Raw genomic sequence first — 16291 nt, forward strand, 5'->3', positions numbered from 1 at the left:
GTCAGGCCTGAACAGGTTCCAGACAGAATCCCCCTGAATTAGGGGGATTTTTTATCTCTGTCGTCAGCCAATGGTCATCAGGCTGGCATTGCCTCCCGCCGCCGCCGTATTGACGCTGATCACCCGTTCAACCAGCAGACGCTCCAGCAGCAGATCGGTTTCACCACGGTCAAATCCCTGTACCGATACAATGGCACCGTCACGTGCTGCCACCTTCTGGCATATTTCAAGCAACCTGTCGGCATCGCCGTGAAAGATGACCGCATCAAAAGCCTGCTGTAACGGGTCGACCGCGAGATCAATACATGCCTGTACCGCGGCAGGAAGCATGCTGACCAGCGTGCTGTGCAGCGGATCGTCCGGCCACGCTACCCGGCTGCCAGTGGCGGTCACCGCCGCAAGCTGAACCAGCGCATCCTGCTCGTTATCGGCAAGACAAAGCACCTGCTCGCGCGGCAACAGCGCATAGCTGTTACGCTCGCCGGTCGGGCCTGGCAACAGGCGTACCGAGCCACTTTGGGTAAGCAATGCATAGCGGGCGCACAATGCCGCCAGATCCGGTTTTTCTGCTGCCCATGCGGTGAGCGCGTGGTGTGCCACCAGCAAGGACGGGCGCAGAGATACATCCGGTGGGAACTGGGTATCCTGGCGATCCAGCGTTACGCGCAGCGCATCATCGGGGCGGCTGGCCAGCAGTCGGTAAAGATAGAGTGGCCCTCCGGCTTTTGATCCGGTTCCTGATAATCCTTCACCGCCGAACGGCTGGACACCGACCACGGCCCCCACCATATTGCGGTTAACGTAGAGGTTGCCAACCCGTGCACGCTGGCTTATCTGAGCGATGGTCTCATCAATACGCGTATGCACGCCCATGGTCAGGCCATAGCCGGTGGCGTTAATCTGTTCAATCACCTGCTGGCAGGGCGCTGCGGCTAAAGCGCACCATGTGCAGCACGGGACCAAACACCTCTTTCTCCAGGTCGCTGATCTGCTGCAGTTCAATTAGCGTGGGTGGCACAAAGGTCCCGCTTTGCCACTCTCTGCTGTCTTCCTGGCAGTTCAGCGCGGACTGATACACTGCCATACCTTTGCCGCGTAATACGGCGATATGGCGCTCAATATTGTGCTTCGCTTCGCGATCGATGACCGGCCCGATATCCGTGGAGAGTCGTTCCGGGTTCCCCATCCGACACTGGTCCATCGCGCCGCGCAGCATCCTCAGGGTGTGATCCGCCACGTCTTCCTGAACGCACAGCAGGCGCAGTGCCGAGCAGCGCTGTCAAACGCGGAAGCGACAATATCATTCACCACCTGTTCGGTGAGTGCTGACGAATCAACGATCATTGCGTTGAGTCCACCGGTTTCGGCAATCAGGGGGACAGGGTGTCCCTGAGGGTCCAGACGGCTGGCGAGGGTGCGCTGCAGCCGCGTGGCCACGGCGGTCGAGCCAGTAAACATCACGCCGCGCACGCGGGGATCGGCACTGAGCCGGGAGCCAACCGTTTCGCCGTCACCCGGCAGCAGTTGCAGCGCACCTCTGGGTATGCCTGCCTCGAATAATATGCCGACGGCAATGGCGGCAATGAGCGGAGTCTGTTCCGCCGGTTTTGCCAGCACGGTGTTACCGGCCGCCAGCGCCGCAGCAATTTGCCCGGTAAAGATAGCCAGTGGGAAATTCCACGGGCTGATACAGACCACCGGACCCAGCGGGCGGTGCGTTTCGTTATCAAAATCCGCTTCCACCTGGCTGGCATAGTAATGCAGAAAATCCACCGCCTCGCGCACTTCAGCAATCGCATTGCTGAAGGTTTTTCCCGCCTCCCGCACCAGTACACCCAGCAGGCGCTGTAGCTGATTTTCCATCAGCACGGCGGCGCGATGCAGAATAGCGGCACGTTCCTGTGGCGGTGTGGCAAACCAGACAGGCGCGGCGTTCACGGCGGCAACGAGCGCGTTGTCCACATCGATCAGGCTGGCGTGGCGTACCCAGCCCACCACGTCAGCGGGTTCTGCCGGATTGATAACCGGCAACGCGTCTGTGGCTGTGGCCTCGCCCTCCAGCATGGGGGCAGCCTGCCAGGGCTGAATGGCACTGTTGAGCGTGGCGCTGGACAGCGATGCCAGCCGATGCTCATTTGCCAGATCCAGCCCGGCTGAGTTTGACCGTGCGCGACCATAAAGCTGGCGCGGCAACGGAATTTTAGGATGCGGCAGGCCAACCATACCCTCGGCACGGGCGAGCTTTTCAACATCCTCTACCGGGTCTGCCACCAGGTCTTCCACCGCCAGGCTGGTATCGGCAATACGATTCACAAAGGAGGTATTCGCGCCATTTTCAAGCAGCCGACGCACCAGATAAGCCAGCAACGTTTTATGGGTGCCCACTGGCGCATAGATGCGACACGGACGGTTAAGCTTGCCGTCAGAAACGCTGCCCACCACCTGTTCATACAAGGGTTCACCCATGCCGTGCAGGCACTGGAACTCATACTGGCCTGGATAATAGTTATTGCCTGCCAGCTGATAGATGGCGGCCAGCGTGTGGGCATTGTGGGTGGCGAACTGCGGGTAAATCAGATTCGGTATTGCCAGCAGCTTGCGTGCGCAGGCAAGGTAGGCGATATCGGTGTAAACCTTACGGGTCCAGACGGGATAACCTTCCAGCCCGTCCTGCTGCGCCCGTTTAATTTCGCTGTCCCAGTATGCGCCTTTGACCAGCCGCACCATCAACCGACGGCGGCTGCGCTGCGCGAGGTCCGCCAGCGCGTCAACCACCATTGGACAGCGTTTCTGATAGGCCTGAATAACAAATCCGATGCCGTTCCAGCCTTCCAGTTCCGGTTCAAAACACAGTTTTTCCAGAAGATCCAGCGACAGCTCAAGGCGATCCGCTTCTTCCGCATCAATATTAATGCCGATATCGTAGCCACGCGCCAGCAGCGTCAGCGACTTAAGCACCGGCCAGAGTTCACTCATTACTCGATCGTATTGCGCCCGACTGTAGCGAGGGTGCAGCGCAGAAAGTTTGATGGAAATCCCCGGCCCTTCATAAATTCCGCGTCCGTTGGAAGCTTTACCGATAGCATGGATCGCCTGCTGATAAGAGAGCAGACAGGCTTTTGCATCGCTGGCGGTGAGTGCTGCTTCGCCCAGCATATCGTAAGAGTAACGAAACCCTTTCTCTTCCAGCCGTCGCGCGTTGGCCAGCGCTTCGGCAATGGTCTCACCAGTGACAAACTGCTCACCCATCAGGCGCATCGCCATATCCACGCCTTTACGGACCAGCGGCTCACCGCGTTTACCAATAATGCGGTTGAGTGAGCGGGAAAGGTTAGCTTCATTGTGGGTGGCGACCAGCCGCCCGGTAAACAGCAGTCCCCAGGCCGCAGCGTTGACGAACAGCGATCGGCTGCGTCCCAGATGCGACTGCCAGTTTCCATTGCTGATTTTGTCGCGGATAAGCGCATCACGCGTGGGCTTATCTGGAATACGCAGCAGGGCTTCCGCCAGACACATCAGTGCCACCCCTTCCTGAGACGACAAAGAGAATTCCTGCAACAGATCCTGCACCATGCCGGTGCGTCCGCCTGCACTTTTTTGGTGCCGCAGGCGGGTCGCAAGCTGGAGGGCAAGACGGAAGGTTTGCTGCGCGGCCTTCTCCGGCAGGCGGGCCTGCTCCAACAGCAAGGGGATGGCTTCAATTTCAGGCCGCCGCCAGGCCGCGGTGATGGCGGCGCGGATAACGGACTGTGGCAGGATGGATTCCGCAAAATGCAAAAAGGGCTGATGCGAATCTTCAGCAGCCTGAAGTGAATTGTCTTCAGTTACTGGCGAGGAAGCCATTTCAGGCAGGGTTTCTCCACGCTCCAGCAGTTCCAGATAGTTGAAAATGGCCTGTTTAATCAACCAGTGCGGTGTGCGATCGATCTGGCTGGCCGCCAGCTTAATACGCTCACGGGTGGCTCCATCCAGCTTAACTCCCATGGTGGTAGTACCCATAGCTGAAACTCCTGTTGTGATAAATGTTAACGACAATATCAGCCATGCTGCAACTTTGTTCAACCTTGTTAACTGTGATGCAGAAAGCATAATTTTTAATTTATTTATAACTCATAGGATGATTGTGGCTTAGAGTCTCAGGGGTGTCAGGGATATTCTTAACATCTCGTTTTATATGGTTTTTACAGGTAAACTCAGTGATTGTAATCGGGTGCAACTTATTGACCCTAAGCTTAAAAGCATTAGTGAAATTATTGTTTAAATTGTGTTAAACCTCTTAGCCGCAACGCACCTTTAAGGCAGGATAGCCTGCCCCGATGCCGGGGCAGGTGCCAGCCGCATGACAGGGGATTGTCCTGGCGTCCGCCAGGTGCCTGCACTAACAATGACAATGGAGAACCTGAATGACAGCAAGCACACCGATGGTGGTGACTTTTTGCGTGTATATAACCGGCATGTTACTGATTGGATTTATTGCCTGGCGGTCAACCACAAGTTTTGATGACTACATTCTGGGGGGACGCAGTCTGGGGAGTCTGGTTACCGCTCTGTCAGCGGGCGCATCGGATATGAGTGGCTGGTTGTTAATGGGCTTGCCCGGCGCGATTTTCCTTTCGGGAATATCAGAAAGCTGGATAGCCATTGGCCTGATTGCCGGGGCGTGGCTCAACTGGAAAATTGTTGCCGGACGTCTGCGAGTGCAAACCGAACACCATGATAATGCGCTGACGTTACCGGACTATTTCTCCAGCCGCTTTGAGGACAGCAGTAAGCTGCTGCGGGTTATTTCGGCAGTGGTTATTTTAATGTTCTTCACCATTTACTGCTCATCCGGCATTGTTGCCGGTGCGCGACTGTTTGAAAGCACCTTTGGCATGAGCTATCAGACCGCGCTGTGGGCGGGTGCCGCTGCCACAATCATTTATACCTTTGTGGGCGGTTTTTTGGCCATCAGCTGGACCGATACCGTGCAGGCCAGCCTGATGATTTTCGCCCTGATCCTGATGCCGGTGATGGTCGTGGTGAGCGTCGGTGGCGTGGGTGATTCACTGTCAGTTATTCAGGCGAAAAGCATTGAAAATCTCAATATGCTCAAGGGGCTTAACCTGGTGGCGGTATTGTCGCTGCTGGGCTGGGCTGGGCTGGGCTGGGCTGGGCTGGGCTATTTTGGCCAGCCGCATATTCTGGCACGCTTTATGGCTGCAGATTCTCATCACTCCATTCGTGCCGCCCGCCGGATTGGTATGACCTGGATGATCCTCTGTCTGGGCGGAGCAGTGGCGGTGGGGTTCTTTGGTATCGCCTATTTTCAGAACCATCCGGGCGAGGCCTACGGAGTGTCGCAAAATGCGGAACGCATATTTATTGAGCTGGCACGATTGCTGTTTAATCCGTGGATTGCGGGCGTGCTGTTGTCGGCAATTCTGGCGGCAGTGATGTCGACGCTGAGTTGCCAGCTGCTGGTTTGTTCTTCTGCGCTGACGGAGGATCTTTATAAAAATTATCTGCGCAAGCACGCCAGCCAGCATGAGCTGGTGTGGGTGGGCCGGGGAATGGTATTGCTGGTGGCGGCGATCGCCATTCTGTTAGCCGCGAACCCGGAAAACAGGGTGTTGGGGCTGGTCAGCTATGCCTGGGCGGGCTTCGGGGCTGCCTTTGGCCCGGTCGTGCTGCTTTCACTGCTCTGGAAACGCATGACGCGCAACGGTGCGCTTGCCGGGATGATTGTGGGGGCCGCGACCGTGCTGATATGGAAACAGTATGCATGGCTGGGACTGTATGAAATCATTCCGGGTTTTCTGTTTGCCAGCCTGGCCATTGTGCTGATCAGTCTGCTGGGTGGACAACCTTCTGCCGCTGCACAGCAGCGTTTTCTCGTCGCAGAAGCGGAATTCAGACAGCGCTGATTTTTGCATGCCGCCGGATGCGGCCCGGTTATGGCGACCAGTACATTATATAAGGGTTTCGTAAAGGCGTTTTTTATGTAATGTGCCACAGGGGGCAGGCTGCATCGGTTTTGCCGGATTCCTGCCTCAGCAGAGCCGAAACAGATTATTGAGCCTGCCGACAGGACGTATTTTTCAGTCAGCAATAATGTCATTTTTCACTGAAGGTCAATGTGACGCCTCCGTCGTGCTGTAGCCACAATCCTGAAAACAATGGCTGCTCGTTGGTGAAATTGCAATTCAAACGGCGCAGAGGGAACCAGAATTTTTTGCTCATTCCATACAGAGGATGCGTTTTTTCAGTCGGTCAACATCATTTTCCTTGAGGGCGGATTTGATTCCGCAGCCGGGATATAGCAAAACCCCGATGATAATCGCTGCCCAATCGGTGTGATTACAATTCAAACGGCGCAGCTAAGAAGTAAAACTGACTTAAATCCGCATACCGAAAATAAGGTTGCTGCGATGTAATAAAATGACCGCGCAAGACTTGTTTTTTTCTTTCCGATAATGATAATCTGTATCGTTTATATTTACCTTTCTTTACTCTGTTTGAAATTTTTTTGACACTCGAGGCTCCTGCATGTTTGTCCCGTTTCTTATCATGTTACGCGAAGGGCTTGAAGCTGCACTGATCGTCAGCCTGATAGCTGGATATCTGAAGCGCGCCGGGCGCGGTGAGTGGTTTCCTGCCATGTGGATTGGGGTGGTTGCCGCTGCTGCGCTCTGCCTGGGGGTGGGCTGGTTTATTAACGAAACCACCGGAGAGTTTCCCCAGAAACAGCAGGAGCTGTTTGAAGGCATGGTGGCGATGGTTGCCGTCGCTATCCTGACCTACATGGTTTTCTGGATGTGTAAGGTGTCACGCAACGTCAAGGCGCAGTTGGAAGGTGCGATTGAGAATGCGTTACAAAAAGGCAACGGCAGCGGCTGGGCGCTGATTGTGATGGTGTTTCTTGCCATGATGCGTGAGGGGCTTGAATCCGTCTTTTTCCTGCTGGCGGCGTTTCAGCAGGATGTGGGCATTGCTCCACCGTTCGGCGCCCTGCTGGGCCTTACCGCGGCAATTGTACTTGGCGTCTTAATTTACTGGGGAGGTGTGCGTTTGAATCTCGCGGTGTTCTTTCGCTGGACCAGCCTGTTTATTCTGTTTGTCGCAGCCGGACTGGCGGCAGGGGCAATCCGCGCCTTTCATGAAGCGGGGTTATGGAATCATTTCCAGGCAGTGGCCTTTGATTTAAGCAACGCTCTGTCAACCGCGACGCTGGTGGGTACGCTGCTGGAGGGGATCTTCGGCTATCAGGAGGCCCCGAGCGTCAGTGAAGTGGCGGTATGGTTACTCTATTTAGTCCCTGCGCTGCTGCTGTTCTTTATGCCAGCGCGTCCCCAGACGACAACGCTACGCACGCCGCGTTGAAGCGTCTTTATGATGAACTTTTCACAGGTATTCACTATGAATTTTCGTTTTCGTCAGTCTGCGTTGACTGCTGCACTTCTTACCCTGCTGACCGGCACGTCTGCGGCAATGGCGGCAGACGTGCCACAGGTTAAAATCACTGTTACCGACAAGCAGTGCGATCCGATGGCGATCAGCGTCAGCGCCGGTAAAACCCAGTTCGTTGTTCAAAACAACAGCCAGAAAGCGCTGGAGTGGGAAATTCTTAAAGGGGTGATGGTGGTGGAAGAGCGCGAAAATATCGCGCCTGGCTTTACCCAGAAACTGACGGCCAATCTTGAAGCGGGTGAATACGAAATGACCTGCGGCCTGTTGAATAATCCGAAAGGCAAGCTGACCGTGAAGGGCGGCAATGCCCCGGCAAGGCCGGATGTAGTGCAGCTGGCCGGACCGCTGGGTGAATACAAAACTTACGTGACAAAAGAAGTGGCCGACCTGGTCGCCGGTACTAAAGCCTTTACTGACGCAGTGAAAGCGGGCGACGTGGATAAGGCCAAAGCGCTTTATGCACCCACTCGCCATCATTATGAGCGCATAGAGCCGATTGCCGAGCTGTTCTCCGATCTCGACAGCAGCATTGACGCCCGTGAAGATGATTACGAGAAAAAAGCGGCCGATCCTAAATTCACCGGCTGGCACCGTCTGGAGAAAGCGCTGTTTGCTGATAACAGCACCAAAGGCATGAATGATTATGCTGATAAGTTGAACAGTGATACCGTCGAGTTACAAAAACGTGTCAGCAATCTGGTTTTCCAGCCGGGCAAGGTGGTGGGGGGTGCCGCATCATTGATTGAAGAGGTGGCGGCCACCAAGATTTCTGGCGAAGAAGATCGCTACAGCCGCAGCGATTTGTCTGATTTCCAGGCGAACGTCGATGGTGCGAAGAAAATTGTTGATCTGCTGCGGCCCATGTTGAAGAAGACCGATGCGGCATTGCTGACCAAAATTGATGTCAACTTCAAAAAAGTGGACGCGATTTTGGGCAAATATCGCACTAAAGCAGGCTTTGAGTCTTATGATAAACTGACCGATGCAGACCGTACCGCGCTGAAAGGGCCGATTACCACCCTTGCGGAAGATTTATCTAAACTGCGCGGCACACTGGGGTTGGATTAACGGGTTATGGCAAGACACTCTTCTGACGATGCGGCGTTGCCAGAACGCCGCCGTTTACTGAAAGGCATGGGCATCCTTGGTGGTGCCTTTGCGATTAGCGGCGGATGTCCGGTTCACGCCGGCGAGAATAACGCTCCTTTTTCACCGGGTGTGCTGCCGCCCAATGCCCGCCAGGAAGCACAGCCTTATTACGGCGCGCATCAGGCAGGTATTGTTACCCCGCAGCAGGCGTCAATGATGCTGGTAGCCTTTGACGTGCTGGCCTCGGATAAAGCCGAGTTGAAACGCCTTTTTCAGCTGCTTGACAGCCGCATTGCCTTTCTGACCAAAGGCGGTAAAGCGCCACAGACTGACAATCCACAGCTGCCACCACTGGATTCCGGCATACTTGGTGAGATGATTTACCCTGATAATCTGACTGTCACCGCCTCTGTCGGCCATTCGCTGTTTGATTCGCGTTTTGGCTTACAAAAGCAGAAACCCCTCAAGCTGCAGCCAATGAGCCGCTTTCCTAACGATGCGCTTGACAGCAGCCTGTGTCACGGCGACCTGCTGTTGCAAATTTGTGCAAATACGAACGACACGGTGATCCACGCGTTGCGCGATATTATCAAGCACACGCCGGATCTGCTGAGTGTGCGCTGGCGGCGGGAAGGCTTTATTTCTGACCATGCCGCGCGCAGTAAAGGCAAGGAAACGCCGGTCAACCTGTTGGGGTTCAAGGACGGCACCGCAAATCCTGACAGCAGCAATCAGGCGCTGATGGACTCTGTGGTGTGGGTATCGGCAGATCAGGGCGAACCGACATGGGCGTACAATGGCAGCTACCAGGCGGCGCGCATTATTCAGTTTCACGTGGAGTTCTGGGATCGCACGCCGCTGCAGGAGCAGCAAACTATCTTTGGCCGGGTGAAGCAGAGTGGCGCACCGCTTGGCATGCAGCATGAGCATGATGTGCCGGATTACAGCCGCGACCCTGATGGTGCGGTTATCCCGCTCGATGCGCATATCCGTCTGGCTAATCCACGCACGCCAGAGACGCAAAGTAGCCTGATGCTGCGTCGCGGCTACAGCTATTCGTTGGGTGTTTCCCATGCGGGTCAGCTGGAAATGGGGCTGCTGTTTGTTTGTTATCAGCACGATTTGGAAAAGGGATTTCTTACGGTACAAAAAAGGCTCAATGGCGAAGCCCTTGAGGAATATGTCAAGCCGGTTGGCGGGGGCTACTTTTTTGTTTTGCCGGGTGTGCCCGATGAGAAACACTATCTTGGGCAATCTTTGCTTGAGGCTTAATAAAACAGCCTTTCCACTCTTTGGTGTGAAAGGCTTTTTTAATCAAACACCCCTCTTTTTTTAACCTGATATTTACATTGTTTCACTACGGTCTTCTAATATTGAATATAATTTATCGCTATGATTTTCATTAATTTTTAATTTCATAGCTGATAACGTCAGCTGCATTAATCGCTTTATTAGCGCTGCCCTGTAAAAATTGATGTTGCATTTTGGTTGGAATTTGTTGCAATTTATTCACATCATGTCTGAGCAGTGTTTATAGCGGAGAGGGCAAATGGTAAAACCCTGTTGCATTCGACAGTTTCCAAAAATAACCATCGTATCTCTTCGCGAAAGTCTCTTTGTCGCAATGACATTTTCCCTTGTTTATTTCCTGGTACCAGAACGAACTGAATCCGATGTCATCCGGTACGCCAACGGCGTCGATGCCCGGTACGTATCTTTTCAACGGCTTTACCAGGTTTACAAGGGAGCCACCAAAACCTCTAAAGCGTTCACGTAATCGCGTCGATGAAAATGATGCGGGAAATGAAACCAACTGTAAGGTGCCACTATGGGAAGACAGAAAGCAGTGATCAAAGCGCGTCGTGAAGCAAAACGTTTGCTTCGTAGCGATTCACGCAGTCACCGTCAGCGTGAAGAAGAGTCGGTCACCTCACTGGTGCAGATGGGCGGGCTGGACTCAATTGGTATGGCGCGGGACAGCCGCGATCATTCACCGATTGAAGCCCGCAATGAAGCACAGGCGCACTATCTTAAAGCCATAGAAAGCAAACAGCTTATTTTCGCCACCGGTGAAGCGGGCTGCGGTAAAACCTGGATAAGCGCCGCAAAAGCGGCAGAGGCCCTGATCAATAAGGATGTCGACAGGATTATCGTGACGCGACCGGTATTACAGGCAGACGAAGATTTAGGTTTTCTGCCCGGGGATATTTCTGAGAAGTTTGCCCCTTATTTCCGGCCCGTCTATGACATTCTGGTTAAACGTCTTGGTTCGTCGTTTATGCAATATTGTCTGCGTCCCGAAATTGGCAAGGTGGAAATTGCACCTTTTGCCTATATGCGCGGGCGTACCTTCGAAAATGCTGTGGTGATCCTTGATGAGGCCCAGAACGTTACCGCGGCGCAAATGAAGATGTTTCTGACCCGACTCGGGGAAAACGTTACGGTGATCGTAAATGGTGATATTACCCAGTGCGATTTGCCGTCCCATGTCCAGTCCGGCCTTGGCGATGCGCTGGCCCGTTTCCAGGAGGACGACATGATTGGCGTGGTGCGTTTCGCGAAAGAAGACTGCGTGCGCTCACAGCTGTGTCAGCGTACGTTGCTGGCCTACGGTTGAAGTGCATTAAGAGAAAAGCCCGGATGCCAGTCCGGGCTTTTTTATCCCTGCATGAACACCACCTCCTGTGGAGGTGGTCAGCAATAAGCTGGCTCTGCCAGTCATGCTACTCATGGAAAAATCCGAATCTGTTATCCCCATAACTGCCAGGGATTTAACCATGAGTAGATTCCAGAAAGCATCTCATGTGCTCTGGTGTTGTCAATATCATATCGTATGGACACCCAGGTACCGGTTTCGCATCCTCAGGAACAATGTTGGTAAAGAGGTCTGTAAGCAGATAAGGATCTCAGGTGAGCAGCCCGGGATAGAAGTAGTGGAGCTGAATGACCAGACAGACCATGCCCATTTGCGGGTAAAAGTGCCTCCACGGCTTTCGATTTCCCATGTAACAGGCGACTTAAAGGGTAAAACAGCCCTTCGATTGTTCAGTAAATTTCCCTGCCTGCGTAAGAACAAGCAGTGGGGGAATGATTTTTGGGCAAGAGGTTATTGTGTCGATACCGTAGGTATAAACGAAGAAATGATAATAAAGTACGTGAAGTATCAGGAAAAACATGAAGTTGAAGATAGCCAGCTTCCACTGAAAGAAGTGTGAAGGGAAGGCTCTCTGAGTCTGGACTTAGTGCGCCCCTGTGGGGCGAAATCAATGGCACCTGCTATGCAGGTGGTTTTTTACTATCAAATTTCCTGTGGCCGTGGTGATCAACAGCTTTGGCTCCGCCTTGTTGTTGCAGGATATTAAATCTGTCAATGCAGGCAAAGACGCCTTTTCAGAGCGTTAGCAGGCACCTGCACGCTCAACGCTGTCGTGTGTGAATGCGGATTTTTTACTGATATTAAACCGCTATTTTTAGCGATAAATGAGGGGCGGTCCCGACCTGTTATTGGCGCAAGCACGTTTTCAGACCATAACCTGATACGGTCATGACGAGGATAATATACGCAGATCATTGGCCAGACCATTCTGGCAGTGCCGGGTAACTCCCCATGATTAAAGGGGATGGGGTTTAACGTTGAAAAGTGAACAAGTTGTGTTTGGCGGCGGTTGCTTCTGGTGTAACCGAAGCAATATTCGGCCTCTGATAAATAACCGTTTGTTACGCGATTTCAACAACGCTATATGTTTGTCAGCGCAAAGGGCAACTTGACGGGCTGCCAGTACTCTGTGTGCGCTGCTGACGTCGCATCAGATGAGAGGTAATCCCCCTTTCTGCATCTGGCAATGTAACAAAAAAGTCTGAACGTAAGTTCATACTCTTCTTAAAATTATGGCGGTGAGGGGGGGATTCGAACCCCCGATACGTTACCGTATACACACTTTCCAGGCGTGCTCCTTCAGCCACTCGGACACCTCACCACATTTTAACTGCATTACCCCGGGGGGGGTGATGCGGCGCTACTATAGGCAGTCGTCTTATTACGGTCAAGGAAAATATTCTTTTTATTCTGAATGGTTAAGCGTTGACCGCAGGCATGCCGCTTTTATGAACTCGGCCTGCGATCAACAGGACCTGACTCCTCAAGGTATCAATGTGCCCGGAACCTGTTGTTGCGCTATGCGCCAGTGTTTTCCTTCTGTCCATTGTGTTCGTCGGTCGGCAGGCAAAAAAGTCTCTGCAGCACTGCAGGTGTTTTACCGGGAGGGTGAGGGCAGGGGGATTGACTGGCAGCATCGGTCTTGCGGTTGATCCATCCGGGCGGTGATGCTTCCCGGAAAATACGACGGGAGGGTTTCTGCTGTGCGACAGATAAAAAAGTCCGAGCGTGCGTTCGGACTCTCTTTTTGCATGATGGCGGTGAGGGGGGATTCGAACCCCCGATACGTTGCCGTATACACACTTTCCAGGCGTGTTCCTTCAGCCACTCGGACACCTCACCACATTGTTGCCATTAAGTGTCAGACAACGCCGGTAATGTAGAAAAGCGCTGTTATGGTCAACATCATTCCCGCGTTTTGACATGCATTTAGCCAGTTTTAAACCAGTTTTTTTGAAATCGCCAACAGTGGTGGGTATTGCTGCAAAAGGTCTGGCCGGGCGTGGTGTTTATGCCGGCAGAGAAGCACATGCGGGTGCTTGTTTTTATAAAGATAATAAAGTGCCAGCCTGCGCCCGGCTGAAAACCAGATTAATGTGGTTGAATGGGTTATTCTTTCTGGGCTGCTAAAAATGAAGATATACCTGCCGCGTAGCTGGGAAGTTGACGGCGGCCGCTGGCATTTTTTGCTGGTCAGACCGGTCTTTTTACCTGAGTCTGAAGAAAATACAGGAGCGCAACAGTGGATATCATTTTCTGTCATCCTTCTTTTAATGCGGAAAAATGGTGCCAGGGCCTTGCAACAGCGGTTAAACAATGCCCGCTGCGTGCCTGGACAGCGGGTGATGATGCCGCTGCTGATTATGCGCTGGTGCGCCAGCCGCCCGTGGCGATATTGCAGGGACGCCGCGGCTTGAAAGGCGTTTTTGAGCTGGGGCCGGTGTCGATGATATTCTTAACCAGTTACGTCAACATCCGAATATGCTGTCGCCAGATGTGCCGCTGTTCCGTCCGGAAGATACCGGAATGGGGCGCCAGATGCAGGAATATGCGGTATATCACGTCCCTGGCTGGTTTCGTCGTTTTACCGAATACCAGCAGCAGAAGAATGAGGCTCGCTGGCATCATCTTGATGGTTAGGAAACTGAATCATCGTTTTAAAAATTTCCTGACCATGAGCAGCAGTGTCTGTAATGCAGTAATGATGTGCCATCGGGAACGTTATGGTCATAAAATGGCATTTGCGGCGCGTTTTTAACCTGAAAGCTGTTTTTCAGACGCACTTATCCCGCAGTCTGTGCCAGAAGCCATCGTTTCCGGTCGATGTTATGCAGTCTTTCTGCCACCAACTCCGACGCGTGCCTCCCGGCCTGCGCACTGCTGAAGCGCAGTCGGTTGCCGCACAGAATGCATTTGTACGGATCCGTGCGCAGAAATTCTTTCATCAGCGCGGCGAAGCCGGGCTTCTCCGGTTTTTTCCGCGCTTCCATCTCCAGGGCTTCATACACCTTCGGCAGCAGGCTACCCCGTTTACGGTTTGATAAAAAACCGTAATAACGCACCATCTTAAAATGCTTCGCCGGGATATGGCTGATATAACGTCCGATCATATCTTCCTGCGTCAGCGTCTGCTGCCGGTACTGCTGCGTACGGTGGTCGTAATAGTGGTGCACCACCGCGCCGCCGCTGTAGTGCCTCAGCTTCGCCGCCGACACGGGGGGCCGTTTCAGGTACCGGCCCAGATATTTGACGCTCCGCCAGGCCCCCCGGGTCTTCTTCGCGAAGTGGACCTTCCAGCGGCGCCCGTACTGCGCCTGCAGATAGCGCAGCCACTGTTTTTTGTCGTGGATATACCCCAGCCCCGGCAGCCTGCCGGGGTTAATCAGGTCATAGCTGTGGCGCAGCAGCCGGATGACGGCTCCGCGCCAGATTTCCTCCACGGCATGCTTTTTAAAGAAGAGGTCGCGCCATACGCCGTGTTTAATATCAAGCCCGCCGCGGGTGACGGAGAGATGAATGTGGGGATGCTGGTTGAGCTGGCGACCGTAGGTGTGCAGGGCGCAGAAGATACCGACTTCCACACCCTGTTTTCTGGCCCAGCGGAGCATGGCGCGGGTGGCTGCGCGGAACAGGGCATTGAGCAGAGGCCAGTTATTGTTGAAAAAGGGCCACAGCAGATGGGGCATGGTGAAGGTGATATGCTGCCAGTCGCAGTCGGGCAGAATTTGCTGTTGCTCTGTAATCCACTGCTCCGTGGCCTTATGTCCGCAGGAGCTGCAGCCTTTTGATTTACAGGTCTGGCAGAAGAAGCGGGTGTGGGTGCAGTCCGGGGAGGCGCAGCAGTATCGCTTCACCCCCATGGCAGCAGTGCCGCAGGCGAGCATGCGCTCGACGCAGAGTACGGTCCAGGGGCTGAGGGTGTCCCCGTGTTTATCCATATACCGGTTCCAGGCGTCATCAGTGGTGAACAGCAGTTTTGCCGGGCGCGGGATATACATGCGGCGGATTATCGCTCTGCAGTGGCACCGGTATTATAGTGCCAGTCGTCACAGTCATCGGCCCAGTTGTCGGTGTGTTTATCCCAGGGAGCGAAGGTCACCGGCAGCATGCCGGATTCTGTGGCGATAATAAACACATCGGCTGGCATGGACTCAAGGACGACATCGCCGTCGGGTGAGTCAGGCGGCTCAAAGCCGCGGATGATGCAGACGAGAGGCGGGTCGAAGTGTGTATCGAGGAAAAACTGTGGCCCCAGGTGGACACAGTGACGAATGGCATCCTGCGGAGTGTCGTAAAAAACTCGTCGGGGTCGTCATAATCGCTCCGGGGCGGAATGGACACCAGAAAACGCTTAGGATATCCGGGTATAGCGCGTCGGGACGAGGGCGTGGGTTTACGCTTTCTGGGGGCTTTGCTACGGGCCATGTGAATGATTTCCTGAGAAATTAACATACCGCAGAGTATAAAGCTGTGAGCCGGTCATGAACACCCTCGGAACGGCAGAGCCGTGACGCTCGCCCTGTAAGGGCGCTATGTTCAGAAATTATTCCCGCGAGGCGTTTAGCATTGGTATTCTTGGTGCTGGCGTGCTGGGACAATGCGTCGCAGAAAGTCTTAGGGTGTGGGGATTCCCGGTACGTTGTTGGAGCCGGCCGCCAAAAAATTTGCCCGACGTAACCTGCTTTCATGGTGATGACCAGCTTACCGACTTCCTTTCCGGCACGCAGGTCCTGATTAATCTGTTGCCCTAATACACCACAGACGAAAGGTATTCTTAATCGCACGCTGTTAGGCCAGCTAAAACCGCAGGCGTATCTGCTGAATCTTGCGCACGGAGCGCACCTGGTTGAAGCCGATTTACTGACGCCGGAGAAATTAAAGCGGCTGCACTGAACGTTTTTGTTCAGGAGCCGCTGGTGCAGGACCACCCGTTCTGGCACCACCCGACTATTACCATTACGCCGCACAATGCTGCGGTCCCGCTTCGGGAAGACGTGCCTGACGCCATCGCCCGCGCGATTATGCAGTGCGAAGTGGGCGATCAGCCTGGCGGACGTGTGGATTTAGGTCGTGGTTATTGATAAAGCTTAATGAGCG

At 53.9% G+C, this 16291-nt stretch carries 11 protein-coding genes, 2 tRNA genes and 2 pseudogenes; 9 read left to right on the top strand and 6 right to left on the bottom strand.

Annotated features, from left to right (window positions below; all coding sequences use genetic code 11):
* Positions 1-63: 63 nt before the first annotated feature.
* Entirely contained in the window at positions 64-912 is an 849-nt protein-coding gene (locus LU633_RS26185) for an aldehyde dehydrogenase family protein (protein ID WP_161796976.1), read from the bottom strand.
* Positions 905-4089: pseudogene (gene putA, locus LU633_RS11120) on the bottom strand (trifunctional transcriptional regulator/proline dehydrogenase/L-glutamate gamma-semialdehyde dehydrogenase). Before putA ends, LU633_RS26185 begins: the two are co-directional and overlap by 8 nt.
* A gap of 314 nt (positions 4090-4403) precedes the next feature.
* On the opposite strand from putA, the gene putP reads away from it, so the two are divergent.
* From putP to tnpA, 6 genes are all read left to right on the top strand, one after another.
* Positions 4404-5906, top strand: a complete 1503-nt coding sequence (gene putP, locus LU633_RS11125; RefSeq protein WP_233485089.1) for a sodium/proline symporter PutP — start codon at positions 4404-4406, stop codon at positions 5904-5906.
* 622 nt (positions 5907-6528) lie between these two features.
* Entirely contained in the window at positions 6529-7362 is an 834-nt protein-coding gene (efeU, locus tag LU633_RS11130) for an iron uptake transporter permease EfeU (protein ID WP_020323329.1), read from the top strand.
* A gap of 36 nt (positions 7363-7398) precedes the next feature.
* Positions 7399-8517 (top strand): iron uptake system protein EfeO, encoded by a 1119-nt coding sequence (gene efeO / locus LU633_RS11135; RefSeq protein ID WP_020323328.1) that lies wholly within the window; start codon positions 7399-7401, stop codon positions 8515-8517.
* Between the two features lie 6 nt (positions 8518-8523).
* Positions 8524-9810, top strand: coding sequence for an iron uptake transporter deferrochelatase/peroxidase subunit (gene efeB / locus LU633_RS11140; RefSeq protein ID WP_020323327.1), 1287 nt, complete (start codon positions 8524-8526; stop codon positions 9808-9810).
* A 556-nt stretch (positions 9811-10366) separates the two neighbouring features.
* Entirely contained in the window at positions 10367-11155 is a 789-nt protein-coding gene (gene phoH / locus LU633_RS11145; RefSeq protein ID WP_020323326.1) for a phosphate starvation-inducible protein PhoH, read from the top strand.
* Positions 11156-11315: 160 nt separating this feature from the next.
* Complete coding sequence (gene tnpA, locus LU633_RS11150) at positions 11316-11753, top strand: IS200/IS605 family transposase (protein WP_046372019.1); 438 nt, start codon at positions 11316-11318, stop codon at positions 11751-11753.
* A 674-nt stretch (positions 11754-12427) separates the two neighbouring features.
* Here the strand turns inward: tnpA and LU633_RS11155 are convergent.
* Positions 12428-12515, bottom strand: a tRNA-Ser gene (locus LU633_RS11155).
* A gap of 434 nt (positions 12516-12949) precedes the next feature.
* Positions 12950-13036 (bottom strand) — tRNA-Ser (locus LU633_RS11160).
* Positions 13037-13326: 290 nt separating this feature from the next.
* On the opposite strand from LU633_RS11160, the gene LU633_RS26190 reads away from it, so the two are divergent.
* A complete protein-coding gene (locus LU633_RS26190; RefSeq protein WP_020323322.1) occupies positions 13327-13611 on the top strand; it encodes a hypothetical protein in 285 nt (94 codons plus the stop codon).
* A gap of 64 nt (positions 13612-13675) precedes the next feature.
* Complete coding sequence (locus tag LU633_RS26195; protein WP_020323321.1) at positions 13676-13834, top strand: 2-ketoacid reductase; 159 nt, start codon at positions 13676-13678, stop codon at positions 13832-13834.
* 143 nt (positions 13835-13977) lie between these two features.
* Here LU633_RS26195 and LU633_RS11170 read toward each other — a convergent pair whose 3' ends face one another.
* Together LU633_RS11170 and LU633_RS11175 are read right to left on the bottom strand one after the other, a co-directional pair.
* Positions 13978-15192: an IS91 family transposase gene (locus tag LU633_RS11170; protein ID WP_046372006.1), complete on the bottom strand. Its 1215-nt coding sequence runs from the start codon at positions 15190-15192 to the stop codon at positions 13978-13980.
* Positions 15193-15200: 8 nt separating this feature from the next.
* A complete protein-coding gene (locus LU633_RS11175; RefSeq protein WP_161796965.1) occupies positions 15201-15341 on the bottom strand; it encodes a hypothetical protein in 141 nt (46 codons plus the stop codon).
* A 394-nt stretch (positions 15342-15735) separates the two neighbouring features.
* Here LU633_RS11175 and LU633_RS11180 point away from each other — a divergent pair.
* Positions 15736-16275, top strand: a pseudogene (locus LU633_RS11180) (NAD(P)-dependent oxidoreductase); the annotation flags it as partial.
* Positions 16276-16291: the final 16 nt, after the last annotated feature.

It is taken from the genome of Erwinia tracheiphila (assembly GCF_021365465.1).
GTDB lineage: Bacteria > Pseudomonadota > Gammaproteobacteria > Enterobacterales > Enterobacteriaceae > Erwinia > Erwinia tracheiphila.